The sequence below is a fragment of the Catalinimonas alkaloidigena genome (assembly GCF_900100765.1).
Classification (GTDB): domain Bacteria; phylum Bacteroidota; class Bacteroidia; order Cytophagales; family Flexibacteraceae; genus Mooreia; species Mooreia alkaloidigena.
In genome coordinates this window covers 1-25,454 of the sequence record NZ_FNFO01000002.1, presented here as the reverse complement: position 1 = coordinate 25,454, position 25,454 = coordinate 1, and the positions used below count along the sequence as shown (strand labels likewise).

Genomic DNA, 25,454 nt, shown 5'->3' with positions numbered 1-25,454 from the left:
ATAAACTGTGCCTGTTTATACCGTACGAAAGGAGCGAGGTAACCTCTTAAATCGAAAAAAAATTTACTTTTCTTCTAACAAGCTCACCCTCAGGCTCAAAAATTTAGTTACGCCAGTACTTCTTTTACTTTCTGGGCCGCATCCTTCAGCAAAATCGCCGATTTCACCTTCAGACCCGACTCTTCAATAATCTTCGCGCCCTCTTCGGCGTTAGTGCCCTGCAGGCGTACAATGATCGGTACGGGAATGTCGCCGATCTGCTTGTAAGCTTCCACCACACCGTTGGCCACGCGGTCGCAGCGCACAATGCCACCGAAAATGTTGATCAGAATGGCTTTTACATTCGGGTCTTTCAGAATGATGCGGAAGCCGGCTTCCACCGTTTTCGCGTTAGCTCCACCCCCAACGTCGAGGAAGTTGGCAGGCTCTCCGCCCGACAGTTTGATTACGTCCATCGTGGCCATGGCCAGACCGGCACCGTTCACCATACATCCCACGTTACCGTCCAGCTTCACGTAGTTCAGGCCTGACTCGCCCGCTTCCACTTCCAGCGGATCTTCTTCGGTAATGTCGCGCAATTCCGCAAAATCTTTGTGGCGGTACAGGGCGTTATCGTCCAGGTTCATTTTGGCATCGACCGCCAGAATTTTATCGTCCGAGGTTTTCAGCACCGGGTTGATTTCGAACAGCGATGCGTCCGTTTCGCGATAGGCCGTGTAAAGTGCCGTAACGAATTTGACCATCTCTTTGAAGGCATTGCCCGACAGGCCGAAGGCAAACGCAACTTTGCGCGCCTGGAATCCCTGCAATCCGACGGCCGGATCAATCCACTCCTTCACAATTTTATCGGGCGTTTTGGCCGCGACTTCTTCAATGTCCATCCCCCCTTCGGTGCTGGCAATGATCACGTCCTGGCTGGTGTTCCGATCCAGCGTAATGCTGAGGTAGTATTCTTTCGGTTCCGATGCACCAGGATAGTAGACATCCTGCGAAATCAGGACTTTACGCACCAGTTTTCCTTCAGGACCGGTTTGTGGGGTCACCAGTTGCATGCCCAGAATGGCACCGGCTTTTTCCTTCACTTCGTCAAAACTCTTGGCCAGCTTCACCCCGCCACCTTTCCCGCGCCCACCGGCGTGGATCTGCGCTTTCACCACAAACCATTCGGTTCCGGTTTGCTCTTGCAGTTGATGGGCCGCTTCCACAGCCTTTTCCGGGGTGTCGGCGACAATACCCTCCTGGATGCGTACACCGTATTTTTTCAGGATGTCTTTCGCCTGATACTCGTGAATATTCATGTATGGAGCTTGATTTTAATGGACTGCACGAAGGTAAGCCATTTCGCACAATCGTGCCAGCCTCCCGGCGTACCGTCCGTTTTTCTCACAAAGAAGGTCCCGAGCACAAAGTATACTTCCTTTCCCCCGAACCTTTCGCTGTAAGTTCCTAAACATTTTTAAAGATTTTTTAGGACATAACCTGCAATAAAAGTATATTTGGTGTTATAAAATTCGCCTTTGCGGCTCCAGTTCTTTTCATAAACGCTAGCTTTTCGGCGATTATGCCTCCAAAACGCCTCCGATCTTACTTCGCCTTGCTGTTGCTCTCGATGGGGTTGTTTTACCACCCCGTAGCGGCGCAAGTCCCTGAATACCGTTTTATGCTCGACGTAGGCAAGCTGCCCTATTCGCTGAGCACCACCGATCAACGCTGGCACATGGGCGTGCAACGGGCCTTGTCTCCACGGTGGCACCTGGCCCTGGAAGGCGGGTATTATGCACTTCGAAAAGATTCGCTGCGCATCGGTTCCGAACCGCTCTGGGGGAAGACCGACAATCCGTTTCTCGATTACGAAGCACGGGGCGGCGTGGTGAAAGCAGGCCTCGACTGGCACGAGAGCGCCGTAGTGCTGGGCTGGACGGCCCACTCCTTTCTGGGCACCCGGCTGGCGTTTGCGTCGTTTCAGGACCGGGGACGTTCGGTCGACTTCGACCTGGCGTTTCGCACGCATCGGGCCATGTGGGTGGAGTTGCTGGCCGGCACCGAGTTTGCCGTGACGACGCATTTCCTGGTCAGCATTGTCCCTTCCCTGCGGTACCTGCCCCGCTTTTCCCAACCGAACGATCCGCTGGCCGTCCACAACATTCCCGGTTTCGGAAGCCTGAAGTACAACCTGCCCTCGTTCGGCAAAGTCGATAGCGGCCCGAAACTGGCACCCGCCTTGCAGGTGTTTGCCCTCTACCGCCTGCGGCGCGAGTAAGAACCTCGGGCGAATACGCAACGGCAACTCCCAGATTCCTATCTTTGTAGTATGATGCTTCAGGCTCGGCAACTCACCAAAAAGTACGGTCAATTACAAGTATTGAAAGGAATTGACCTCCACATTCAGGAAAAAGAAATCGTCGCCATCGTGGGGGCTTCGGGAGCGGGGAAAAGCACGCTTCTGCACATCCTGGGAACGCTCGATACGCCGGACAGTGGGGAGGTGATGCTGAAGAATCAGAATGTCACGCAATTGCGCGAACGCGCGCTGGCCCGGTTCCGGAACGAGCACATCGGCTTTATTTTCCAGTTTCATAACCTGTTGCCCGAATTTACCGCGTTGGAAAACGTCTGCATTCCCGGCTATCTGGGCAAGCGCAATCCGGCACAGGTGACCAAACGCGCACAAGAGTTGCTTTCGATCCTGAACCTGTCGCACCGCGTCAACCACAAACCTTCGGAGATGTCGGGCGGCGAGCAGCAACGCACTGCCGTGGCCCGTGCCCTGATCAACGCACCGTCCATCATCTTCGCCGATGAACCCAGCGGCAACCTCGACTCGCGTAACGCCGAGGAGCTGCACCGCCTCTTTTTTCGGTTACGCGACGAGTTGGGCCAGACGTTTGTGATTGTGACGCACAACAAAGAGTTGGCCGAAATGAGCGACCGCACGCTCGAAATGCAGGACGGCCTGATGGCCTCCACCACGCATAACGTCAGGGCCACGGGTTCAGGCGTATGAAGCGCTCGCCCGACCGGGCATCCCGCTTTTCGTCCTGGATGTAAGGCGTCAGCACCTGCCCTCCTTCCCCGCCCTCCCCTATGATGACAACATTGATCCGGTAATGGCGCAGAAACTCGATCAGACAATCGGACGTAGCGCGCCCGGCGCAAAATCGCGCGAAAAGATTACTCTGGTGTGTGCGCGCAAACATCGATGCGTAGCGCTCGGACCCTGCACCCGGCCGGGGCATCACCGGAATCAGCCCTTCGATCACGGGCGCGTAAGTAATCACCCGACTAGTAGCTACCAAACCCGCGTTCTGAAACATCCGATCGTCAAGCTCCTGACGTCCTGGCAGGTACACCCCTACGGGATGAGCGGCTTCTTCGGCCGGTAGTTGTTCTACCCACTGGCGATAAGCGGCTCCGTACGTATCGCCCGCCTGAAAAATCTCCTGCTGCCGTTCGGCCGCGCGGCACCCCCCGTAGAGCAGCAACACGCTGATGCCCACTCGCTGCAGCCGGGCGATCGCCGGACGCGGAGCAGATGCCAGTTGCTGCCACACGACACCACTTAAGTTCAGATTCAAAAAGACACAGACGGGATGCAACAGAAGCTGGCCTGCACTCGGGTTGTCGGCCCAGAGGAATGCCGCGATGCCGCCGGCCAGACTGACGGCAAGTAACCATTGCCCGCTGGCGGCTTCGCGGCGGGTGTTGTGAAGTATCCCCTTCCACAGGACCACGAGCCACAAGGCATAGCCCAGCACCATGCGGAACGGGAGCCATCCCAGGAACAGCACCGCATCTTTCAGACGGCGAACTGCCAGTGCAGCAAACGAAAGCCCCGCCGGTCCGCCCAGTTCGTGCACCGCAGCAACGGCAGGAACGGAAGTGGCAGTCAGACCATAGAAGATTGCCAGCCCCCCTATCGTCAGGAGCAGATCGGCCAACAGCCAGCGCGGACGCCCCGCCTGCCACCACACAAGCACCAGCCCACCCAGAAGCGCCGGCAGCATGAGTGCAGAAACAATCGCCCCCCCCAGCAACGCGAGGACCGTCAGGCGCGGTTGCCGGTGGTGCCACGCCAGCCACGCCAACAGCGCGAACAGGTAATGGGGGCCGACTTTCAAGCCAATGGACCACATGGGGTTCAGGTCCGTGACGTGACGCATCGTATCCAGAAAGGGATGGTAGGCATAAAAGGAAAAGAAAGCGCCGCTGAGCCAGAGCAAGCCGAAAGCAATCAGGCCCAACGCCGGGCCTTTCAGGGGCGTCAGTACCTGCCCCATCGCCAGCAGGCCCGTAAAGGCTACGGCTTGTATACCACTCAACACGAACAGATTGGTTGCCAGCGACGCAGGCACGTCCCACAGCCTGACTATGCCTGCGGCCATCCAGACTTCAAACCAATGGTAAAAGCTGGTCCCCTGAAGCGCGGGCTCCAGTCGGTTGGCCAGTCCGTGATAATTCTCCTGCCCGGTGGCATTGAGTCCGTACACCAGGTTGTCGTACACGGTGTTGTCGGCATCCAGCAACCGGTAGATCCCCCGTGCAAAGTCGAACAGAAACAAGCTCTGCCACAGGAAAAAGACGCTCGCGGTCCCCAGCAGGTACAGCATCACCTTGCCCCACGGCAGTGCAGTCACCTCTCTCCCCCTGCGCCATCGTCCCTGGCGGAGGGCAAGCACCAACAACGGCATCAGCAAGAGCATCACGGTAATGCCACGTGTCTGGACGAGGGCGTACGGCAGAGTCAGCAGCATCAGGCCAACCATCTGTCCGGTAAACAGACGACTGAACAGCCGCACCTGGGTCGGCAACAAGCGGTGCATCACGGCCACGCCCGCCATACCGCTTACCCCAAACGTGAGGAGAAAACTACCCACATGCGTCAGCCAGTCGATCACAGTACGATTGCCAATGTCTTATCTTCGAGGCGGAAAGCTACAACACACGCGCAGAACCCACCGCCGAAGGAGCGGCGTCTGCACTACTCTCTGCATACCGCCGTGACCCCTACCCTGCGTACTCTCGAACACGACCACATTTGCCTGGCCTACCGGGTCTGGGGAACGGGAACGCACCCGATGCTGGCGTTTCACGGTTTCGGACAAACGGGCGCGCACTTCGCTGCCTTGCAGCCGGCCTGGGAACATACGTTCCGGGTCTATGCTTTCGATCTATTTTGCCACGGTGACAGTGCATGGCCGCACGGCACCATGCCCCTGAATTTCGCTACCTGGACAACCCTGATGCAGCGCTTTTGTCAGCAGGAGAAGATCGATATGTTTTCGGCAGCGGGCTTCAGCCTGGGCAGTCGCCTGGCCCTGGCTACCGCAACCGCGTTTCCGCAGCAACTCACCTCCCTGACGCTTGTCGCGCCCGACAGCCCCTTTCTCAGCCCCTGGTACCGCCTGGCAATGGCCTGGCCCCGCCTGTTTCGCTGGAGTCTGTCGCATAGTGACGTGTGGCTCAGCTGGATTACGCGCCTGGAGCAAACCGGCGTACTTGCCCCGGCAGCGGCGCGCCTGGCCCTCCGCTCCTTGCGCCAACCGGCGCATCGAGCACGAATGGCCTGCGCGTGGCCCGTCTTCTCAGCATTACGCTTCTCGCCAGTTTCTCTCTCGCAGCTTTTCGAACGACACGCAGTGTCTGTACAACTTTTTTTGGGGAAAAACGATCCGATCGCGGCCGAACGGAAACTCATCGCCTGGGTCGGTCCAATGACTCGGGGCAAAGTCACCCTACTGGACGTGCCTCACGAACGCTTGTTGGCGGTGGTAGCGGGCCACTGGCCTCAGAATTGATTGGGATGGATTTTTTTCAGGCTGACTTTGAGATGCAGCCGCACCAGGTCGCCCATGTTCCGGCATTTGTCGAACTGATCGGTCCCGTAATGACGGTTCAGTTCGCGCCGCAGTTGCGCCAGGTGTTCCGGTGTCGAAATGCGGTCTTTCCGCATTGCGTCGATCAATTCCTTCAGACGGTAGCGAGCCGCTTTTAAGCGCCGGAAGATCAGCGTCCGTTCTTCGTACTGGTATTGCCGGATGGTCTTCATGTTCAGCCGGGCCAGGCACAGTTCCACAATCGGATTATTGTCTTTGAAATACTGCGGCAGGTACATGCTGCGCCGCCCGTCGTACGACTGCTGGTCGAAATCGATGGGCCGCACCCGGTACTGTTCCTCCTCGAAATCGGGCGTGATGTCAACGACGTAGTTGTACGAACGCATATCGCCCAGAAGGCGTACAAAACAGCGCTCGTTGAACTTCACAAACTCTTTGGCCAAGCGTACCTGGTTCAGCGCAGGTCGTTTCAGATAATCTTTGATAAAGTCGTCGCCGGGCACACCCGCAATGTGTTCTTCGATCAGCGTATCGCCCTTCACCAGGTAATTGATCCGGTTCGGCGACAGAATGTGCTCCAGTTCCAGGCCGTAGATCCGCGAAGCATCGGCCCGCTTCACATAAAAGTGATCGTAGTTGTCGTTGAACTGGTTCACGATGCGCACCCGAAACGGATTGGAGTTCCCGAACGTGCAGTAATCCACACGCTCGATGTAGAGGTGTTCCAGCATCTCCGTATCCCCATCCGTCTTCAACAGCGAATAGGTCATCTTCAGGTTATCGTACGTTTCCCGCATCACTTGCGGATCGTAGGTCACCGTTTCCCACAGTGTATCCTGCCCCTTCCGGTCCATCAGCGGAAAAGCGTGCGCATAGTGCCGCAGGTCGTCGTACGTCACCGGCAAGTTTACCGCCCGCCCGTAGCGGTGCAGGTAATGGTGCAACGGCGGCTGAATTTTGTAACTCGGTTTTTTCTTGGAAATGACAGGCATGGTACATTACGCTTTCTTACTCCAACGGCAGAGTGCCGCACGAGGTGCCCAGGAAGATACAAAAATGGCATCTAGACGTTGTGCCAAGCGATTTCCGTTCGGCCCAGGTCGCCTACCTTTGTGCTACCAATTCACCTGCGTATGAATCCAACGTTTATGGAAGAGGCCATTCGGCTAGCCGCCGAAGGCATGCAACACGACCAGGGCGGACCTTTCGGGGCCGTGGTGGTCAAAGAAGGAAAAATTATTGGCAAAGGCTGCAACCAGGTTACCTCGCAGAACGACCCCACGGCCCACGCCGAAATGGTCGCCATCCGGGAAGCATGCCACCACCTCGGCAGCTTTCAGTTGAACGGCTGCGAACTTTACACGTCCTGCGAGCCTTGCCCCATGTGTCTGGGGGCCATCTACTGGGCACGCCTCGACCGCGTCTATTATGCCGGCACCCGCCAGGACGCTGCCCGGCACGGCTTCGACGATGCCTTGATCTATGAAGAAATCGAACTGGCACCCAGCGAGCGCCTCATTTCGTTCACGCAACTGGACCAGGAAAAAGCCCTGGAGGTTTTCCGGGCCTGGACCGCCAAGGAAGATCGAAAGGAGTACTGATTTTTCGTTACGCGTTCATCACTTCACGAAAGCTCTGCCGGGGGAATGTGTCAATCAGCGAGGGGTCACTTAGGTTGTAGATTTTACATCCTTGCCACTCTGCATATGCCTGTAGCCGCTGATAGGTACGAAACAGACGGTAATGCGATTCAAAAATACTAAGCATGCCCGTATAGACTATTTTTCCCCCAACAACTGCAGCAACTGGACGAGCGGTTTGTTTAGCGCGGTCGTCATAATAGTGCTCGTCCCGCAGATAAAGCAAGTTATCGTCTCCTACGTGCACATTTTGTACCCAGTTGTGGTCGGCACCTAATAGATAAAGCGTGCGAAAACCAGCGTTGATTCCGTTAAAAATGGCTGCCGCCAGCACGTTGGCCAAGCTAGGTGATCCCAGACCTTGCCGAAAAAGGCTACGGCAGACGACCTCTATGCCCTCTAGCTTCGTTGTGTTGTAGTACGCTACCGACACATTCGGATTGGTGCCAGCAATTCGTTGAAAGTAAGGTGCGTTTTTCGCACGGTAAGGCACGTACAGCACCAAAGGCCAATCTGTCTGCTCTCGGATCGCACGCAACGTTTCTCCACAACGCTGAAAGGCTTTTTTAACTTCCGGGTGGCTGGCCTCTACCCCAAGCTCCTCTAGCCGAAAAAAATCCTCTTCACTATATTCCCAAAACAAAGGGTCCATGAAAATGTAGTGTGCGGGACGAAATTCCCCATACAGGGCAGAAGCGGCAAAATGATTTGCGCACCATAGAGTCTGCCGCTTCAAAAAATCGCGACTGGGTGCGTCGTTCAGAATTTTATTTAGTGATGGTCCGTTCATCACCAGAAAACACTTGTCCGCATTCGCCAGGGGAAGGCGACGAAAGCGCCACGAGGACTGGACCAAGATTTTCAAGATCGAGATCAGCGTTTGCAGCCATCTTTCTGCACTCTGATACAGACGCTCCATAGGTAAGTTTGAGGAAGTTAGGATCTGCGGAACCCTGTGTATTTGTTTAACAATCGATTGAGGTCTTCAGAAAGTCCGAGTCCGTATACCGTTCCTCCAAAAAGCACCACAATGATCCCTGAACGCACCAAAATATTTTGTATGGAGCTCCAAAGCTCGGCCTGGGGCGCGGGTATCAATTCAACCAGCCCATAAATAACAAGGCCCAGCGTGCATATCAGGGCGATCCGCCAGTCGAGCGGCTGTAGTCGAAATTTCAGGTAGAGGAAGCCATATTTCGCCAAGTTGTAGAGCGTCACCGAAAGCGCAGTAGCGAAAGCCGCGCCTGTAATGCCATAACGAGGGATGAAGATTAAGTTGGTGATGATGGTCACGACAGCAAGCACCACAATGGACAGCAAGTTGAAGCGATAGTACTGTGATTGAAGAATGATCTCAGAGTTGACGCCCGAAATCATGTCCACCAGTTTGCCCAGCCCTACAAAAAGGATGACGTACTTACCTGCGCGGTAAATCTCTGCATTAGGAATGAGGTTAAAAATAGCATCCACATTACACCAAATGCCCAGAAAAAAAAGGACGCCTACGATCGTTTGATTCAAGGCCGATTTTTTATACAACTCTTCAATCAGAGCGAGATCGTTTTCGGCCCAGGCCCGTGAAAGAATTGGGGTACTGATTTGACTGATTGCGCGGCGGGGCATTTCAATGATGGTACCTATGTAAAACGCAATCGAATAGATCGCTACCGAATCGGCATCAATGGCTTCGGCAATCATCAAGCTATCGATTTTGGTTACAATTACTCCTCCTATGCCCCCAATAAGGATGTAGCTACCAAAGGTGCCGATCTGCCGCAATAACTGCGGGGTGATAAAGTTTAAATTCGGTGCAAACCGAAGCACATTCAGCCGGTACAAGTACATCAGCAACAGGAAGATGTGTATGGCGACCACCGCCACTACGCCTTTCATGACTCCCGCGAACGAAAGCCATCCGACAAAATAGAGCAGTACCAGGCCCGCCGTCAGCACGCGCAACACCACTTCGCGCCATACGGCCGGGATTACAATTTTGAGCTGCGTCCGACAGTAAGCTTCCAAAATAAACTGATAGATGTAAAGAAAGGTCAGCGGGGCAATGAGCAGATAGTACTCGTTGATGGCAGGGGTATTTTCGGCATAGATCGATAACCAGAAAGGTCGAAAGATCAGAAATACCAAGCTGAAAAGTAGGAAACCGGGCACAGGATACACGACTGCCCAGAAAAAAAAGCCATTATGATGCGAGGAATCGTCTCGGAAAACAGGGTAGAATTTATCGACAATATTAGAGCCTCCTAGCTGTGCAAACGAGGCAAACGAAAAAGCGATATCCTGCAACAGACGCATCAGCCCTATTTCGGCAGGGGACATAAATTTTGGAAACAGCCAGAGCAGGTTAAAGGCCCCGATCAATACTCCTACATACTGAATGAGCGTAGAGCGTGCGCCTTGCCGAATGATAATCCCCATTTTGCCGATTTCTCTGCAATATTAACTTTGCGTGGCTCCGAAACCAAAGTCAGGGTAAAGAGCTAAGGTTCAGGACACACAATAGCGCACATGCAATTAAAAGGAAAAAAGGTATTGGTAACCGGAGCGGATGGATTTATTGGCAGCCATCTGGTAGAGCAGCTTCTGGAAGAGGGAGCCCACGTCAGAGCCTTAACGTATTATAATTCGTTCAACTCGTGGGGATGGCTCGAGACGCTTGCTCCTCCCCAGTTGGCCGAAGTTGAAATCTTTCCAGGAGATGTACGAGATGGTGCCTGCATACAGGAAGCTGCGCAGGGGTGTGAGGTTATCTTCCACCTGGCAGCGCTTATTGCCATTCCGTATAGCTATCAGGCCCCTGAAAGTTACTTGGATACTAATGTAAAGGGCACCCTGAATATTTTGCAGGCGGCACGGCGACACTCCGTTGCACGCGTCCTGATCACCTCTACTTCGGAAGTATACGGCACAGCACAATACATTCCGATCGACGAGAAACATCCTCGCCAAGGGCAATCGCCCTACGCCGCCAGCAAGATTGGCGCTGATGCATTAGCCGAATCGTTCTATCGAAGTTTTAATGTACCGGTCACCATTGTCCGCCCATTCAACACGTTTGGACCGCGTCAATCTGCACGTGCTGTCATTCCAACCATCATTACCCAACTGCTTCAGGGCAAAGAAGAGATCAAATTAGGAGCACTGACGCCAACACGTGATCTTTTGTTTGTGAAAGATACCGTTGCGGGCTTTACGGCCCTGGCGTGTGCCGAAGGTGCGCTTGGTAAACAGCTAAATTTAGCCACACAGCGCGAAGTGAGTATTGGGGAGCTGGCCCAGACCCTCATTGACCTGATCAACCCACAAGCTTTCATTCAGGAAGACCGCAGCCGCTTACGGCCAGCGGCGAGCGAAGTAGAACGGCTCCTTGGCGATGCAACTCTGACAACCCAGCTTACGGGCTGGCGCCCTCGTCATACACTGGCAGAAGGCCTCAGCAAAACCATTGATTGGTTTCGCGAACAGCACAACCTGAGTCGCTATAAGGCCGACATTTACAACGTATAGAGTTATGCTCGCGGTCCCCTCTTCCTTCAAACAGACAGTAGCGTTTGTTCGGGATATTTACCAGACACAGGATTTTATTCCTCTGCACGCACCGCGCTTTAAAGGCAACGAGGCGCGTTATGTACTCGATTGTTTAGAATCGACCTTTGTCTCTTCAGTGGGTCAGTACGTTAACGACTTCGAGAAGCGCGTTTGTGCGTATACGGGTGCGCCATACGCCATCGCTACGGTCAACGGTACGGCGGCATTGCACCTGGCTCTGCTGCTCGCCAATGTACGACCGGGCGATCTGGTCATCACCCAGCCCTTGACTTTCGTCGCGACAGCCAATGCAATTGCTTATACGGGTGCTACGCCAGTGTTCCTTGATGTAGATCAGGATACACTCGGGTTAAGCCCGGAAGCATTGCAAGACTTTCTGCAAGCGCATTGCCAGCTTGACGACGCGGGACACTGCATACATCAGTCTACCGGCAAAAGAGTCGTAGCCTGCGTCCCTATGCATACGTTCGGTCATGCCGCTCGTATTGAGACGATTGCCCAACTCTGCACAGCGCACCGGATTGCACTGGTCGAAGATGCAGCCGAAGCGATGGGCAGTCGTAAAAACGATACTCACCTAGGCACCTTCGGTCCTTTGGGGACACTTAGCTTTAATGGGAACAAAATCATTACCTGCGGCGGTGGCGGCATGATTCTAACCCACGACGAAGCGCTTGCCCAACGGGCTAAACACCTCACGACACAGGCAAAAGTGCCCCACCCGTGGGAATACGTGCACGATGCCATCGGCTACAACTACCGTTTACCCAACTTAAACGCGGCCTTGGCTTGCGCGCAAATGGAAGAACTTGACGATTTTGTCACTGCCAAACGCGCCCTTGCCGTGCAGTATTCCGACTTTTTTGCTGCACCCGATCGCCCGACTTTCGTAACCGAGCCGGAGGGCAGTTGTTCTAACTACTGGTTAAATGCTGTTCTACTGGACGACTTGGCCGAGCGTGACCTCTTCCTGCAGTACACAAACGACCAGGGCGTTATGACCAGACCGGCGTGGCGACTTATTCATCGTCTTCCCCTTTTTCCGGATGCTATCGTCCAGCCCCTGCCAAATGCAGAATGGCTCGAAGCCCGTTTGGTGAATTTACCAAGCAGCGTGCCCGATCGTTAGGCGATACTACCTACATCCCGTTCGTAGAAGTACAGACTGGCTCGTATCTTTGAACAACAGTCCGATACTTTTCTCTTTTCACAAATCGCTACCTCCGACCTAGTAACTACGATGAACTTTGCCACCCTTACACGTCCTCTCATTATTGCAGAGGCTGGTGTTAACCACAACGGCGATCTGGCCCTGGCACGTCAGCTCATCGATGCTGCGGCAGCCGCTGGGGCAGACTTCGTCAAGTTTCAGACTTTCCGTACCGAGAAATTGGTAAGTCAGACAGCACCACGCGCTGAGTACCAGAAGGTGAATGCACCCAAGTACGAGTCGCAATACGCTATGCTGAAGCAACTGGAGCTTGATGAAGCCATGCATCATGACCTGATGGCTCATTGCCGGTTCCGCAACATTGGCTTTATGTCGTCGCCTTTCGATCTGGAGAGTATCGAGCTCCTTTCCCAACTAGGCGTGGAATTTTTTAAAGTTCCTTCGGGCGAGATTACCAATGCGCCTTACTTGGCAAAGATTGGTTCCTTGCATAAGCCCGTTATCCTTTCAACCGGCATGGCCAAAATTGATGAAATTGGTGCGGCGCTGGAAATTCTATTTTCAGCAGGCACGCCTCGTCAGCAGGTGATCGTGCTGCATTGCAACACGCAGTACCCTACTCCTCCAGAGGACGTCAACCTGCGGGCCATGCACCACATCGCCCGTGAGTTCGCTGTACCCGTGGGGTATTCTGATCATACTCTGGGCATCGAGATCCCGATTGCAGCTGTAGCGTTAGGGGCCGTTTGCATCGAGAAACACTTTACCTTGGATCGGACGCTTCCGGGGCCCGATCAGGCAGCCTCTCTGGAACCTGCCGAGCTGCAAGCCATGGTGCACTCAATTCATCAGGTTGCAGTTGCTTTGGGGGATGGGATCAAACGCCCGTCCCCTTCTGAAATCGGGAACCGCGACATTGTTCGTAAAAGCATCCATGTCGCGGCCCCCTTGTCAGCCCGGCACATTCTGCAGGCCGAAGACTTGATCATGAAACGGCCTGGCACCGGCCTCTCACCAATGGAAGTCTCTCACGTAGTGGGACGAGCGTTACGACACGCTGTGGAAGCCGATCATCAACTCCAATGGGAGGATCTGGTATGAAAGTAGCCTTACTTACCAGCACGCGTGCAGAATATGGAATCTACCGACCGCTGCTGCGTGCATTGGTTCAAGATCCCGAGATTCACGTCAATATCATTGCCTTTGGCACTCATCTCTCGCAGGCCTATGGGTACACGATCGGCGAGATTGAAGCCGATGGCTTTCACGTTGCCTACCGCCCGGAATCGATGTCGCTAGGCGACAGCCCCGAAGCGCTTGCCACGGCAATGGGGGTAACAACGGCAAAGTTCAGCACCATCTGGGCACTAGAAGCCAGCTCGACCGACCTGATTATCTGCCTTGGCGACCGCTATGAGATGTTCGCGGCAGTCAGTGCTGCATTGCCTTTCAACATCCCCGTTGCACACCTCTATGGGGGAGAAACTACCCTGGGCGCAATCGACAATAAAATGCGTCATGCGTTGACCATGTTTGCCGATTATCACTTTACCGCAACGGAGGTATACGCCGAACAGGTCAAGCGCATGGCAGGCCCCATGGCTTCAGTGTTCAATGTGGGCTCTCTGAGTTTAGATAACCTTCAGTACCTGCGATTACTCTCGCCTGAAGAATTTCAGACAAAATTTGGGGTAGACCTTCGGACGCCCACACTGCTGGTTACTTTTCACCCTGAAACCGTCGCCGTTGACCAGAATCGATCCTATGTTCGCGCTCTGTTAGAGGCACTTCAGGAAGTTCCTGAGCAGGTGCTGATCACCATGCCTAACCACGATACCCTTGGACAATGGATGCGCCAGCAGTTCATTGCTTTCGCAAAGCACCATCCGCGTGTCTACACCGTCGAAAACCTAGGTACACAAGGGTACTTCTCGTGCATGCAACACTGCTTATGCCTGGTAGGAAACACATCAAGCGGCATTATCGAAGCAGCTTCGTTTGAAAAGTATGTTGTAAACTTGGGCAATCGGCAACAGGGCCGTGCGTGTAGTGATAATGTACGGCACGTACCTCTGGAAAAAGAAGCGATTCTTAAGGCGTTGGATGACATACGCCGTTCGCCTCGCTACACAGGGCCCAATGTTTATTATCAGCCCAACGTTGCTGAACGTATGTGTTCAATTCTCAAAAGCCTTCCTCTCCATATTCACTAGGTACTGTGGAACGCGCCCAGAAATCAATTGCATTGGTAGGCTACTCCGGTCACGCTTACGTAGTTATCAATACGTTTCAACAAGCACAACGACAAGTTGCAGCGTACTGTGAGCGCGGAAAAAAAGAGAAAAACCCCTACGCACTAGCCTATCTGGGGCAAGAAACCGATGAAGCGACTCTTCTGCTTTTGAAACAGTATGACTATTTCGTGGCCATAGGCGACAATCGACTCCGCAAGAAAATTACCGAGCACTTGGAAGAACACCTAGGTAAGGCAGCCATCGCCCATCACCCTAACGCCATTGTAGCCCCCCATCTAGAGATTGGCCCGGGTACCCTGATTGGCGCCGGTGCGGTGCTGAACCCAGCCTGTAGCCTAGGACGAGGCGTAATCTGCAACACCTGCTGCATTATCGAGCATGAATGCAAAATCGGTAATTTTGCCCACATTGCCCCGGGCGCTATCTTAACCGGAAATGTTTCTGTCGGCGAATGCGCGGTTGTGGGTGCCGGGGCCACGATACTACCGGGGCTGACCATAGGCCGTTACGCCATTGTAGGCGCTGGCGCAACCGTTACACGCCACGTTCCCGAAGGAGCGGTGGTTGTTGGGACGCCGGCAACAGCCCTAAGCACATGAACGACTTACAACCAAGAATTATTTACACGCATCAGTCAGTACGCGATGCACTGGAAAAACTCAACCGTGTACCCGACGGCAAAACCCTCTTTGTGCTCGATGCAGAGCAACGCCTTGTGGGCACGTTGACCGATGGGGACGTGCGCCGTAGTCTTCTGGCAGGGCGTCAGGTACAAGCATCTGTTGCTGAAGTCATGAATAGGGAGTTTCATGCCTTGCGCCGTCACCAATTCCAGCTCGAAGAGTTTGACCAGATCCGTCGCAAACGCATCTTTTCTGTTCCATTTCTGGATGAAGAAGGGCGTATCAGCCGCATCATCGACGCCCATGAATTACGCTCGCTGCTGCCTTGCGAAGCCATTATCATGGCCGGTGGCCGAGGGAGCCGTTTACGCCCTCTGACCGATCACACCCCGAAGCCATTACTTCCTGTAGGTACAAAGCCCATTTTGGCTCATAACATTGACCGTCTTGTGCAGTACGGTATTGACCGCATCCACATCAGTGTAAATTATTTGGGCCAGCAGATCAAGGATTATTTTGGGCACGAACATCCGTCCGGCACAAAAATCAGTTACATCCATGAGCCCGAGCCCCTGGGAACGTTTGGTTCGGTAAAGCTGGGAGGTGCTTATGAAAGTGAGCACCTTCTGGTGATGAATTCTGACCTGCTCACCAACATCGATTTCGAAGATTTTTACCGAGCTTTTCTGCAAACCGAATCGGATCTGGCCGTAGCCAGTGTGCCGTACCGCATCAATGTCCCCTATGCCATTATGGAAACCCAGGGAAATCAACTGACCGCTCTAAAAGAAAAACCGGTGTATACCTATCATGCAAACGCCGGCATTTACTTGCTGAAACGTCAGGTGCTTGATCTGGTTCCTACGCACATTCCTTATCAGGCGACGAGCTTGATCGAAACCCTGATTCAGCAAAAACGACCGGTTATCCATTACCCTATACTCAATTACTGGCTCGATATCGGGAAGCCTGAAGATTACCAAAAAGCGCAGCAAGACATCAGCCATATTAAGCTCTAGCATGAATATTCTGGTAACCATTTGCGCCCGCGGTGGCTCGAAAGGCGTTCCGAAAAAAAACATTAGTACAATCAACGGAAAACCTTTGATAGCCTACTCAATCGAGGCGGGTCAACGCTTTTTAAGCCGGCATTCCGGAACGCTAGCACTTTCGACCGACGACGATGAAATCAAGGCTGTTGCCGCGGCATGGGGGCTCACCACTTCGTATGTACGGCCGAGTGCTCTAGCCACCGATCAGGCGGGTAAAGTGGGCGTAATTCGTCATTTGTGGCAACATGAGGAAGCCACCAGCAGCACTCCGTTCGATCTGGTGCTTGATCTGGACGTTTCGTCGCCATTGCGCACTCAGGACGACCTGGAGCAGGCACTAGCCCACTTGGAAAGCACTCCGGATGCGCTCAATCTTTTTTCTGTAAGCCCGGCCCGACGCAACCCTTACTTCAATATGGTTGAGCCGAAAAACGGAGAATACATCGGATTAGTAAAAGAGGCGCTTTATTTCTCGCGCCAGTCCGCACCACCGGTTTACGACATTAACGGTTCTTTCTACTTTTATCGTCGTAATTTTTTGGCAGACTCTTATCCATCGGTCATCACAGAGCGGACGCTGGTGTACGTAATGCCTCATTTATGTTTTGATGTGGACGAGCCGCTCGATTTAGTGTTTCTGGATTTCTTGCTATCGTCCAAGCAACTGCCTTTTATGGAGCAGCGTTAAACGCCTCCTCCATCTCGTATCTTCCATTCAGCCCTGCTCTATTTTTTGATGATGAAACTCTTGCTGGAACAGCTCTTTCGGGAACAGTATCACTTGCTGCGCACGGCCGAAAGCCGCGAGTTCTTACGCTTACTTGCACGCTATGGCGATGCCCCACGTTACCAGACCAAGTTAGTTCGTTTTCTGAATTATCAGGCCGTTGTACCCGACAGCCTTTCGTTTGTATGGCAGTTCAAAGAAATCTTTGCCGACCAATCCTATCGCTTTCGCACTTCTGTAGCCCGGCCTGTTATTGTAGACTGCGGTGCTAACATCGGCATGAGCTGTCTGTATTTCAAACAGCTTTATCCACAAGCCCAGATAACTGCTTTTGAGGCCGATCCCACCATTGCCTCTGTTTTAGTACAAAACCTCACGTTGAACCACATCACCGACGTGCAAGTGCAGCATAAAGCCGTCTGGGTTCATAACCAGGGAATCCACATCAGCCAGGAGGGGGCCGATGCAGCTTCGGTGCACGGTACAGGGAACCGAATTGAGGTACCGTCTCAGCGCTTGCGGGATACGCTCGAAGCCTACGATCACATCGATATGCTCAAAATGGATATTGAAGGTGCTGAGACTGAAGTATTGTGCGATTGCCGCCAGCAACTTGGAGGAGTGCAACATATGTTCGTTGAGTACCATGCTTACTTGGGGCAACCTCAGAATTTGTCCGAGCTCTTGGCGGTGATGACCGAAGCCGGGTTTCGTTATTTCATCCGCCATGTACAAGACCGCACGACGCCCTTCCTGAACCATCAGTTCCGGAACGGTTCTGTTATGGATTTACAACTTAACATCTTCGCGTACCGAACGGAGTCATGAAAGTTGTTCTCGTCAGTACGTATGAACAAAAAGGGGGCGCCGCCATAGCCTGTGAGCGCACATTCCAAGCCTTACGGCAGTCCAATCTAGACGTTAAGTTGCTGATTCAGGAAGGAAACTGCCACAACCCGGGGCAATACGCCTGGGCCAGTACTGCCCTACGCAAGAAAACAGCATTTGCCCGCTTCGTGGCCGAACGACTTTATTTTCTTCCCTACGAGCGCGACAGTTCCGTGCGGTTTGCATTCTCTCCAGCTCGTTTTGGCGTAGACTTGTTACGCCACCCCAGCGTTGCGGAGGCCGATATCGTGCATTTGCACTGGATCAACTTCGGTTTTGTATCGTTACGTTCCCTCGCCCGCTTGCTGGCCTCCGGAAAGCGTGTGGTCTGGACTTGCCACGATATGTGGGCTTTTACAGGAGGATGCCATTACCCGGGCGAATGCCGGGGCTTTGTTCAACACTGTGGGAAGTGTCCCCTTCTGAAGCGGCCTTCTTCCCATGATCTCTCGCAACGCTTGTGGCAGGCTAAAAGCCGCACGTTTGCACATCAATTTCCGACGCTGGTATCGCCGAGTCAATGGCTTGCCGATCAGGCCCGGCAAAGTTCTTTGCTAGGACAGTGTGATATCAGGACCATCCCGAATCCGCTTGATGCGGAAAAGTTCAAGCCTGTACCCATGCGAAAAGCCCGGCAACAGTTGGGCTTGCCCCTGGAGAGAACGCTCCTGTTGTTTGGAGCATTTAATGTGACCGATCCTCGCAAAGGCTTTGCCTTTTTACAGGATGCGTTGCGACAAATGGCGGCACAAGGGTTTCCCCTTCCCGAGTTAGTCCTGTTCGGCAAACCCGCTCCTGAAGATAGCCTTCGGGAACTGCCCGTACGCGTGCATCAGCTAGGTGTGATTCAAGACTCTACCACACTGACTCAGGTGTACAGCGCGGCCGATCTTATGATATTTCCTACGTTGGAAGACAATTTGCCGAACGTTATCAGTGAAGCAATGGCCTGCGGAACGCCCGTCATCTCTTTTCAGACAGGTGGGGTTCCGGAAATGATTCGCCACCAACAGACCGGTTTTTTAGCGCCCCCACAATCTGCCCAGGGCATCTTAAACGGCATTCAGTGGTACTTACAACACGAAGATCCACACCAAATCCGCGCCGCCGCCCGACAATGGGTCATTGACACGTATCACCCGGAGCGCGTAGCCCGACTGCACCTTGATTTGTACCACACCTTACTGAACCGCTAGTGCATGAGACTGTCGATCATCACGGTTACTTATAACGCAGAACGTTACCTAGAACGAACGCTCCAGAGTATCAACAGGCAAACGCGGCGCGATGCAATTGAGCACCTCATCATCGACGGTCGATCCCAAGACCGGACCCTTGCTATCATCGAAGGTTACCGAGAGTCCATTGATTACATTTCTAGTGAACCAGACCAGGGTCTTTATGACGCCATGAACAAGGGGATACAACACGCCTCTGGCGATTTTGTGTGGTTCGTAAACGCAGGTGATGAGCTGTATGACCACACCGCCGCAGCCCGCGTGCTTCAGGCACTAGAAACCGGTGCTGACATTGCGTACGGAGAAACCATGCTGGTTGACGAAGCCGGGCAGGCATTAGGGCTTCGTAGCCAGCTTACCCCTCATCTGCTTCCCGCACAGCTGACTTGGCGAACCCTGCAACGAGGCCTGGCGGTTAGTCACCAGTCGTTCATCGTCAGGCGCTCAATGGCCCCTTTATACGAGCATCAGCGCCATTTCTATAGCGCTGATGTGGATTGGATGATCAAGTGCCTTAAAGCTTCCCGGCATACTGCCTTAGCCCAAGGGATACTTACACGCTTTCTGCTCGGTGGCTTCTCCCAAAAAAATCATGCAAAATCGCTTTTGGATCGGTTTGCAGTACTGCGGCGGCACTTCGGCCTAGGACTCACTTTATGGAACCACGCTCGGATCGTGGGCAGAGCAGCACTTTTCCGATTAGGTGGCTCACGGTCAAACCGCTTGTAATGCTCGCTTTCGGCTATGCAGAAATTCTAGGTAACCCACAACCAGTAGACCTACTACCAGAATAATCGAAGCAATGAGGTCGATCTTCTGAGCGGCCAAATACGTCTGTGGCACGAAGGTAAAAGTGATGGTGTGTTGCCCTGCCGGAATGACCATCGCCCGAAGCACATAGTCAGCCCGAAAGTGATCTGCGGGCACACCGTCAATCGAAACTTGCCAGTCGCCGAAATCATTATAATAGATCTCTGAAAAGACCGCTAGTTGAGGTGTGTCCGTATTGGCCTTGTACACCAGTTGATCCGGGCGATGCGACACCAGTTCAATGCTTGCAGACGCTGCGTTCACAATCTGTAAATCGCCGACTTGCGCTCGGAAATGCTCATCGATTACGGCTGTTCTTTCAGGATTAATTGAGTCCAACGCTGCAATCTCCTGATCAGCATTCGCCACAAAAAAGTAATTACTTACAAACCAAGCATTCCCATAGGCTTCCGGATTCTGACGCACCGTCGGCTGGCCGTTTTCACCACCTACGATGAAGTATTTCGTGTTGAGCATATTCAATACCTGACGATTGTTTTGACTGATATGGCGCTCAATCAGGTCCTGATACCGTCTCAGTTTGGCAGGATGATACCCCCCAATGTTATGGTGAAAATAAGAAGGGCTTGCATCGTTGAAAACATCTACTGTCGTATTCAACACCCGGTAATAAGTGGTGTCTTGCAAAATTTTCTGATCAGCGGCACTAGGCCGAAAATAGCTAGCGATATCGCGCTTTTCCTGATAAGAATCCGCGTCGAAGAAACGCTTGTCGACAGCCCACAAGTCCAGCGTAATCAACACCGCGAAACCGGCCAGCATCCACATAGGTTTTAACTTTTGCTGCAGGTAAAACCAAACCAGCACACTGCCCAGTCCGATAAACAGCAGCGAACGAAACGCATCACGCTGGAGCATGGCCTGCCGATCGGCTCGGATGGCCGTCAGTATCCAGTCCGGAAACTGCTGCTGCAAACGCGCATCGCCCAAACTCACGTAATCGAAAAAACTCCCTGCCAACAGACCAAAAAGCAGAGCTAACCCACCCACACTACCCGCACTGTAGAGCAGGGCCTTCCGAGCATCGGCTTTAGTAATCTCACCTTTCAGTAACTCCTGCAACCCGACCACTACCCCGATGCCCATAAAAATAGGCAGCAAAGAAAGGATCATGGTATGAGCCCTGAACTTATTGTAAAGAGGAAGATTGTAGAAAAGTAGGTCCGCGAACCACTCCAGGTTGCTTCCCCAGGCGATGAAAATGTAGAAGATTGTGATTCCTAAAATCCACCACTTAATTTTGTTGCGCATGGCGACCATCGCGAAGATAAACAGCATCAACACCACCGCCCCTGCATACGCTGGACCAGACGTAAACGGCTGATCGCCCCAATACATGGGCAATTGCTGAATAAATTGCGAGGCTTGCGGACGCGGCACGTTGTTACGCACCAACGCTTCGTAGGTATGGCTGGAAGGCGACAATGCCATTCCTGAAGCGCCGCCTTTGAAGTTAGGAATCAGTAAGGTGAACGTCTCTGCCTTTCCATAACTCCACCGGAATGCGTATTCTTTATCTAGTCCTCCCGACTTCTGATCTTCGCTGATTGACGTAAGCTCGGAAGGGCCACGGTTGGTCACTTTTGAATACTGCTGAACCGTTAGCAGTCGCGATGCCTGGGTACCCACAGCTACCAGCGCGCCGGCCACCAGAATGCCTGCTGCCACAAAGTAGGCTCGTAATGCCTGCTGTTTATAAGCTTCGACAAACGCGTAGATGGCATAGCCAATAAGTGCCAGAAAAAGATAGTACGTAATCTGAACGTGGTTGCTGCTTAGCTCCAGTGCTGTAAATAGTGTAGCAATAGCGCTTCCCAGAAAATACCGCCCTCGAAAAGCCAGAATCACGCCCCCCAGAATGGGGGGTGCATAAGCAATGGCCTGCACCTGAGAATAGTGACCGGCGGCAATGTTGATAATATTGTAGGAAGCCAGTGCAAAAATGACGGCGCTCAGAAACCCGAGCCAGGGACCGCTCCGCAGTGCAATTGCAAGAAGGTACCCCCCCAGAAGCAGCATGAAAATCAGTCCCGTAGAGGGTGGAAAAATTTGGAACAGAAACCGTCCCAACTGAACCGGAAAGCTGTTGGGATAGTGGATAAAGATCATGTATGCAGGCATCCCCGAAAACATGTTATTAATCCACAGAGTCAGTTTACCCGTTTCGTTGTAGTAATCTTCCGCTTCTTTCATCCAGGCTTTGGGCTGGATGATGTCGTTTTCGAGATTCATCTTCCCCTCCAAAACCGGATAGGTGTAGGCAAAAGCCATCACGATGAAGAGCCCCACGACGATCAGATGGGGAAGCATTTTCTTAAACATGTATCGTTCGATTTACGATGATTTTTCAGGATGTAACGCCCTAAAAGCTAGTGTACTAACGAGGGCTTGCGGCGGATATTCTTCCGGGCAAAGTTGCCTATTCCTTTCGCTTTGCACAACCGTTCGCCCAAAGCGGCTTTTGCAGGAGATTTTCACGGGTCATTTCAGGGCGTAGATCCGCTCGATCATCTCTATTACTTTCAGGCCTTCCAGCGCATTGGTGGAGGCAAAGGAACGGTTGCGTAACGTGTCGACTACGTTTTGAATCACGTAGTGGTGATTGGCCGCACTGCCGGTGTACCCTTCGTAGACGTTGGGCGGACCCGCCTCGGGCAAAGTGGGCATCTTGTAGTCCCGAATGTGGCAGTGCTCCACGCGATTCATGTACTGCCCCCCCACTTTCACGCTGCCGTGCTCGGCCAGAATGGTCAGGCTACTTTCCAGGTTGCGGTCCCACACGGCCGTAGAGTACGTCAACGTGCCGGCCCCTCCTTTGACGAAATCGAACGAGACCACGCCGCTGTCTTCGAACTCGGTGAGTTGCTGGTGATTGAAATCGTAAAAGCGCCCCTGAATCGTTTTGATGTCGCCGAAGAGCCAGTACATCGTGTCGATAAAGTGGCTAAATTGCGTAAAGAGCGTACCGCCGTCCTTGTGGGCGACGCCTTTCCAACCGCCTGGTTTGTAGTAGCGCCCGTCGCGGTTCCAGTAGCAGTTGACTTCAACAAAATAGATTTTCCCCAACCGACCGCTGTCGACCAATTCCTTTAGCCAGACCGAAGGCGGACTGTAGCGATTCTGCATCACACAAAACACGGCCCGCGACCGTTGCAATGCCTTGAAAATGATGGCTTCGCCGTCGGCTTTGGAAAGGGCCATCGGTTTTTCCACCACCACGTGACAGTCAGCCTCCAGCGCCTGAATGGCCTGCGGTGCATGCTCGAAGTTCGGGGTGCAGATGTTGAGGACCTCGGCCGCAGGACCATCGTGCAGAAACACCTCCAGTGACGGGAAAAAGGGCACGCGGAAGGTGGATTCCACATACGCTTGCTGCTGTGGATCAATGTCGATCACCCCTACCAGTTCGGCTTCCGGGTGCTGTTGGATCATGGCGGCGTGGCGTTTGCCAATGTGGCCGCACCCCACCACCGCAAACCGGATGTTCTGTTCAGACATACTGTTCTTTTAAAGCCGCATCAAGGCAATCGGCAAGGTAATGCTGTTGCGCCGGCGTTAACTCCGTGTGCATGGGGAGCGAGAGGACCTCCAGACAGGCCTGTTCGGCGACTGGAAAATCGCCCGGCCGGTGGCCCAAATACGCAAAGGCTGGCTGCAAATGTAGCGGCATGGGATAATAGATCATGGTAGGAATGCCCCGCTCCTGAAGAAACTGGCGCAACGGCGCACGCATGGGAACGCGCACGGTGTACTGGTGAAACACATGGGTGCTGTGGGCCGACGGCGCAGGCAAAGTCAGGCGTTTTAAGCCCCCCAGCAAAGCATCGTACCGTTGTGCAGCGACCTGACGAGCTTCGGTGAATGCCGGCAGATGACGTAGTTTGACCCGCAATACCGCTGCCTGCAACGTGTCGAGGCGGGAGTTGAGCCCGATCAGGGTATGCTGGTATTTTTGGGGTTGCCCGTGATTCGCCAGAAGTCGCACACGCTCGGCCAGTTGTGGATCGTCGGTAAACACCGCGCCACCGTCGCCCAGACAGCCTAAATTTTTGGAAGGGAAAAACGAGGTAGTCCCCAGGTGACCCATGGTGCCGGCCTGCTTGGCGTTGCCCGCCGGCAGCCGACACGTAGCGCCGATGGCCTGTGCGGCATCTTCCACCACGTAAAGCCCCCGTTGGCGGGCTAACTGGAGTAGCGGTCCCATCTCGACACACTGCCCGAACAAATGGACCGGCATGATTGCCACGGTGTTGTCCGTCAGAGCATCCGCTACTTTCGCCACGTCCAACTGAAACGTGGCCGGGTCGATGTCGACGAAAACGGGACGCAGCCCCAGCAAAGCGGCGGCTTCGGCCGTAGCGATGTAGTTGAAGGCAGGCATGATCACCTCTCCCCCACGCGGCAGGTCCAGGGCCATCAGGGCCAGTTGCAGCGCGTCCGTGCCGTTACCACAGGGGATGACGTGCGCTACCCCCAGATAATGGGCCAATTCCTGTGCCAACGCCTCTACCTCCGGCCCGCGAATAAACTGCCCATGGGCCATCACCTGCGCCAGGGCCGCATCGAGCTCCGGCTGCAGCCGGGCGTGCTGGCCCTGCAAGTCGACCATTTGGAGGGAGGGTGTAGGCATGGCGTAAAAGTAGCCGAAGGCCTGCATACCCGCACCAAAGTTCTGAAGAACAGCCAAGCCGTGGAAATGTAATTTTTCTTTCCCTGCAAAAGCTGGTACTTTGCCGCTTCATTCGTCAACGTTTTTTGCAGATGGACCACGAAATATCGGCCCAATGGCTCGGAAACCTTGCGTTCGAAGCGCAAGTAGCCGGCCACACCATTATGATGGACGCCCGCCCCGAAGTGGGGGGAGAAGACCGCGGCACCAGCCCCAAACGGCTGCTGCTTACCGGCCTGGCCGGTTGTACCGGCATCGACATTGGGATGCTGATCAAAAAGATGCGCCTGGAGGTAGAAGGTTTTACGATTGATGTGGGCGGTGACCTCACGCAAGAAGACCCGAAGGTGTATCATCAGGTGAACGTGATTTACACGTTCAAAGGCAAAGATCTGGATCATCCGAAGCTGGAACGGGCCGTACAGCTCTCGTGGGACAAGTACTGCGGCGTAGCCGCCATGTTGAAAAAAGCCACTGATTTGTCGTACGAAATCCGGTTCGAAGAATAATTTTACATTTCTCCCAATTTCCGGAACTATCCTTTGCGATATCCGTTTATTTTTTCTAAAATCGCGTTCCAATTTCCAAGGAGCTAGTCACTGTTAAAAATGACCATTCACCCGTTTTCATCCATGCCCACCGCCAGCCTCGCTACTGCGATGTGTTGTTGCTGTTGTATGGAAGCCGCAGGGTTTCTTGGAAAGGGTATGTGTTAGCATCTGAAGATCTCACAAACGTTTTAATACAACGAACGCCTTTCCGGAACCAACTGGGAAGGCGTTTTTTATTACCCGCCACCTACTTCGCCACCACCCCTTACATCCATTAAGTAGTCAACACACAAAAGGAGTCAAGTTTAAAAGTTTTATGATCGAGACCGATATTTGCATTGTAGGCGCTGGCCCGGTGGGGCTGTTCGCCGTCTTTGAGGCGGGCCTGTTGAAAATGCGCTGCCACCTGAT

Annotated in this window: 23 protein-coding genes; 15 read left to right on the top strand and 8 right to left on the bottom strand. The window is 53.5% G+C overall.

The window, feature by feature from the left end; translation table 11 throughout:
• Positions 1 to 107: 107 nt before the first annotated feature.
• The gene (gene sucC / locus BLR44_RS03515) at positions 108 to 1,298 is read right to left on the bottom strand and encodes an ADP-forming succinate--CoA ligase subunit beta (protein ID WP_089679228.1); all 1,191 of its coding nucleotides are present in this window, start codon (positions 1,296 to 1,298) and stop codon (positions 108 to 110) included.
• Between the two features lie 263 nt (positions 1,299 to 1,561).
• Between sucC and BLR44_RS03510 the strand changes: the two genes are divergently transcribed.
• Both BLR44_RS03510 and BLR44_RS03505 read left to right on the top strand, forming a co-directional pair.
• Positions 1,562 to 2,260 (top strand): hypothetical protein, encoded by a 699-nt coding sequence (locus BLR44_RS03510; RefSeq protein ID WP_143017087.1) that lies wholly within the window; start codon positions 1,562 to 1,564, stop codon positions 2,258 to 2,260.
• A gap of 54 nt (positions 2,261 to 2,314) precedes the next feature.
• The gene (locus tag BLR44_RS03505; RefSeq protein WP_089680698.1) at positions 2,315 to 3,004 is read left to right on the top strand and encodes an ABC transporter ATP-binding protein; all 690 of its coding nucleotides are present in this window, start codon (positions 2,315 to 2,317) and stop codon (positions 3,002 to 3,004) included.
• Here the strand turns inward: BLR44_RS03505 and BLR44_RS28835 are convergent.
• On the bottom strand, positions 2,979 to 4,895 hold the full coding sequence (locus tag BLR44_RS28835; RefSeq protein ID WP_176955887.1) for an RNA-binding protein: 1,917 nt from the start codon (positions 4,893 to 4,895) through the stop codon (positions 2,979 to 2,981). The two genes, BLR44_RS03505 and BLR44_RS28835, sit on opposite strands and share 26 nt — an antisense overlap.
• 102 nt (positions 4,896 to 4,997) lie before the next feature.
• On the opposite strand from BLR44_RS28835, the gene BLR44_RS28830 reads away from it, so the two are divergent.
• Positions 4,998 to 5,795 (top strand): alpha/beta fold hydrolase, encoded by a 798-nt coding sequence (locus tag BLR44_RS28830; protein ID WP_176955886.1) that lies wholly within the window; start codon positions 4,998 to 5,000, stop codon positions 5,793 to 5,795.
• On the opposite strand, the gene BLR44_RS03490 is transcribed toward BLR44_RS28830, so the two are convergent.
• Entirely contained in the window at positions 5,786 to 6,826 is a 1,041-nt protein-coding gene (locus BLR44_RS03490; protein ID WP_089679216.1) for a hypothetical protein, read from the bottom strand. The two genes, BLR44_RS28830 and BLR44_RS03490, sit on opposite strands and share 10 nt — an antisense overlap.
• Before the next feature lie 141 nt (positions 6,827 to 6,967).
• Here BLR44_RS03490 and BLR44_RS03485 point away from each other — a divergent pair, with 141 nt between their 5' ends.
• A complete protein-coding gene (locus tag BLR44_RS03485) occupies positions 6,968 to 7,435 on the top strand; it encodes a nucleoside deaminase (RefSeq protein ID WP_176955885.1) in 468 nt (155 codons plus the stop codon).
• A gap of 7 nt (positions 7,436 to 7,442) precedes the next feature.
• Here BLR44_RS03485 and BLR44_RS03480 read toward each other — a convergent pair whose 3' ends face one another.
• Together BLR44_RS03480 and BLR44_RS03475 are read right to left on the bottom strand one after the other, a co-directional pair.
• A complete protein-coding gene (locus BLR44_RS03480; protein WP_089679213.1) occupies positions 7,443 to 8,393 on the bottom strand; it encodes a hypothetical protein in 951 nt (316 codons plus the stop codon).
• A gap of 17 nt (positions 8,394 to 8,410) precedes the next feature.
• Positions 8,411 to 9,907, bottom strand: coding sequence for a lipopolysaccharide biosynthesis protein (locus BLR44_RS03475; RefSeq protein ID WP_089679210.1), 1,497 nt, complete (start codon positions 9,905 to 9,907; stop codon positions 8,411 to 8,413).
• A 90-nt stretch (positions 9,908 to 9,997) separates the two neighbouring features.
• On the opposite strand from BLR44_RS03475, the gene BLR44_RS03470 reads away from it, so the two are divergent.
• From BLR44_RS03470 to BLR44_RS03425, 10 genes are all read left to right on the top strand, one after another.
• A complete protein-coding gene (locus BLR44_RS03470) occupies positions 9,998 to 10,996 on the top strand; it encodes an NAD-dependent 4,6-dehydratase LegB (RefSeq protein ID WP_089679207.1) in 999 nt (332 codons plus the stop codon).
• 4 nt (positions 10,997 to 11,000) lie between these two features.
• Positions 11,001 to 12,167 carry a LegC family aminotransferase gene (locus BLR44_RS03465; RefSeq protein ID WP_089679204.1) on the top strand — a complete coding sequence of 389 codons (1,167 nt, stop codon included), beginning with the start codon at positions 11,001 to 11,003 and terminating at the stop codon, positions 12,165 to 12,167.
• Between the two features lie 111 nt (positions 12,168 to 12,278).
• Positions 12,279 to 13,310 (top strand): N-acetylneuraminate synthase, encoded by a 1,032-nt coding sequence (gene neuB / locus BLR44_RS03460; RefSeq protein WP_089679201.1) that lies wholly within the window; start codon positions 12,279 to 12,281, stop codon positions 13,308 to 13,310.
• Positions 13,307 to 14,422, top strand: coding sequence for a UDP-N-acetylglucosamine 2-epimerase (gene neuC, locus BLR44_RS03455; protein WP_218127003.1), 1,116 nt, complete (start codon positions 13,307 to 13,309; stop codon positions 14,420 to 14,422). Before neuB ends, neuC begins: the two co-directional genes overlap by 4 nt.
• A 5-nt stretch (positions 14,423 to 14,427) precedes the next feature.
• On the top strand, positions 14,428 to 15,063 hold the full coding sequence (locus BLR44_RS03450; protein WP_176955884.1) for an acetyltransferase: 636 nt from the start codon (positions 14,428 to 14,430) through the stop codon (positions 15,061 to 15,063).
• Complete coding sequence (locus BLR44_RS03445; RefSeq protein WP_089679190.1) at positions 15,060 to 16,106, top strand: nucleotidyltransferase family protein; 1,047 nt, start codon at positions 15,060 to 15,062, stop codon at positions 16,104 to 16,106. The genes BLR44_RS03450 and BLR44_RS03445 overlap by 4 nt, the downstream gene beginning before the upstream one ends.
• Position 16,107: 1 nt before the next feature.
• Positions 16,108 to 16,827 (top strand): acylneuraminate cytidylyltransferase family protein, encoded by a 720-nt coding sequence (locus tag BLR44_RS03440; RefSeq protein ID WP_089679187.1) that lies wholly within the window; start codon positions 16,108 to 16,110, stop codon positions 16,825 to 16,827.
• A gap of 48 nt (positions 16,828 to 16,875) precedes the next feature.
• Positions 16,876 to 17,694 carry an FkbM family methyltransferase gene (locus tag BLR44_RS03435; protein WP_245705962.1) on the top strand — a complete coding sequence of 273 codons (819 nt, stop codon included), beginning with the start codon at positions 16,876 to 16,878 and terminating at the stop codon, positions 17,692 to 17,694.
• Positions 17,691 to 18,950, top strand: coding sequence for a glycosyltransferase family 4 protein (locus BLR44_RS03430; protein WP_089679184.1), 1,260 nt, complete (start codon positions 17,691 to 17,693; stop codon positions 18,948 to 18,950). Before BLR44_RS03435 ends, BLR44_RS03430 begins: the two co-directional genes overlap by 4 nt.
• A gap of 3 nt (positions 18,951 to 18,953) precedes the next feature.
• Positions 18,954 to 19,721 (top strand): glycosyltransferase family 2 protein, encoded by a 768-nt coding sequence (locus tag BLR44_RS03425; protein WP_089679181.1) that lies wholly within the window; start codon positions 18,954 to 18,956, stop codon positions 19,719 to 19,721.
• Here BLR44_RS03425 and BLR44_RS03420 read toward each other — a convergent pair.
• The 3 genes from BLR44_RS03420 to BLR44_RS03410 all read right to left on the bottom strand — a co-directional run bounded on the left by BLR44_RS03420 (position 19,707) and on the right by BLR44_RS03410 (position 24,453).
• Positions 19,707 to 22,145, bottom strand: coding sequence for a hypothetical protein (locus BLR44_RS03420; RefSeq protein ID WP_089679178.1), 2,439 nt, complete (start codon positions 22,143 to 22,145; stop codon positions 19,707 to 19,709). The two genes, BLR44_RS03425 and BLR44_RS03420, sit on opposite strands and share 15 nt — an antisense overlap.
• Before the next feature lie 159 nt (positions 22,146 to 22,304).
• Positions 22,305 to 23,321, bottom strand: coding sequence for a Gfo/Idh/MocA family protein (locus BLR44_RS03415; RefSeq protein ID WP_089679174.1), 1,017 nt, complete (start codon positions 23,319 to 23,321; stop codon positions 22,305 to 22,307).
• Positions 23,314 to 24,453 carry a DegT/DnrJ/EryC1/StrS family aminotransferase gene (locus BLR44_RS03410; RefSeq protein WP_245705961.1) on the bottom strand — a complete coding sequence of 380 codons (1,140 nt, stop codon included), beginning with the start codon at positions 24,451 to 24,453 and terminating at the stop codon, positions 23,314 to 23,316. Before BLR44_RS03410 ends, BLR44_RS03415 begins: the two co-directional genes overlap by 8 nt.
• Positions 24,454 to 24,584: 131 nt before the next feature.
• On the opposite strand from BLR44_RS03410, the gene BLR44_RS03405 reads away from it, so the two are divergent.
• Complete coding sequence (locus BLR44_RS03405; RefSeq protein ID WP_089680691.1) at positions 24,585 to 25,001, top strand: OsmC family protein; 417 nt, start codon at positions 24,585 to 24,587, stop codon at positions 24,999 to 25,001.
• Positions 25,002 to 25,454 lie beyond the last annotated feature (453 nt).

Coding starts and splice junctions, on each gene's coding strand:
- sucC (WP_089679228.1), bottom strand. CDS start 1,298: ATGAATATTCACGAGTATCAGGCGAAAGACATCCTGAAAAAATACGGT.
- BLR44_RS03510 (WP_143017087.1), top strand. CDS start 1,562: ATGCCTCCAAAACGCCTCCGATCTTACTTCGCCTTGCTGTTGCTCTCG.
- BLR44_RS03505 (WP_089680698.1), top strand. CDS start 2,315: ATGCTTCAGGCTCGGCAACTCACCAAAAAGTACGGTCAATTACAAGTA.
- BLR44_RS03490 (WP_089679216.1), bottom strand. CDS start 6,826: ATGCCTGTCATTTCCAAGAAAAAACCGAGTTACAAAATTCAGCCGCCG.
- BLR44_RS03485 (WP_176955885.1), top strand. CDS start 6,968: ATGAATCCAACGTTTATGGAAGAGGCCATTCGGCTAGCCGCCGAAGGC.
- BLR44_RS03480 (WP_089679213.1), bottom strand. CDS start 8,393: ATGGAGCGTCTGTATCAGAGTGCAGAAAGATGGCTGCAAACGCTGATC.
- BLR44_RS03475 (WP_089679210.1), bottom strand. CDS start 9,907: ATGGGGATTATCATTCGGCAAGGCGCACGCTCTACGCTCATTCAGTAT.
- BLR44_RS03470 (WP_089679207.1), top strand. CDS start 9,998: ATGCAATTAAAAGGAAAAAAGGTATTGGTAACCGGAGCGGATGGATTT.
- BLR44_RS03465 (WP_089679204.1), top strand. CDS start 11,001: ATGCTCGCGGTCCCCTCTTCCTTCAAACAGACAGTAGCGTTTGTTCGG.
- neuB (WP_089679201.1), top strand. CDS start 12,279: ATGAACTTTGCCACCCTTACACGTCCTCTCATTATTGCAGAGGCTGGT.
- neuC (WP_218127003.1), top strand. CDS start 13,307: ATGAAAGTAGCCTTACTTACCAGCACGCGTGCAGAATATGGAATCTAC.
- BLR44_RS03445 (WP_089679190.1), top strand. CDS start 15,060: ATGAACGACTTACAACCAAGAATTATTTACACGCATCAGTCAGTACGC.
- BLR44_RS03440 (WP_089679187.1), top strand. CDS start 16,108: ATGAATATTCTGGTAACCATTTGCGCCCGCGGTGGCTCGAAAGGCGTT.
- BLR44_RS03435 (WP_245705962.1), top strand. CDS start 16,876: ATGATGAAACTCTTGCTGGAACAGCTCTTTCGGGAACAGTATCACTTG.
- BLR44_RS03430 (WP_089679184.1), top strand. CDS start 17,691: ATGAAAGTTGTTCTCGTCAGTACGTATGAACAAAAAGGGGGCGCCGCC.
- BLR44_RS03425 (WP_089679181.1), top strand. CDS start 18,954: ATGAGACTGTCGATCATCACGGTTACTTATAACGCAGAACGTTACCTA.
- BLR44_RS03420 (WP_089679178.1), bottom strand. CDS start 22,145: ATGTTTAAGAAAATGCTTCCCCATCTGATCGTCGTGGGGCTCTTCATC.
- BLR44_RS03415 (WP_089679174.1), bottom strand. CDS start 23,321: ATGTCTGAACAGAACATCCGGTTTGCGGTGGTGGGGTGCGGCCACATT.
- BLR44_RS03410 (WP_245705961.1), bottom strand. CDS start 24,453: ATGCCTACACCCTCCCTCCAAATGGTCGACTTGCAGGGCCAGCACGCC.
- BLR44_RS03405 (WP_089680691.1), top strand. CDS start 24,585: ATGGACCACGAAATATCGGCCCAATGGCTCGGAAACCTTGCGTTCGAA.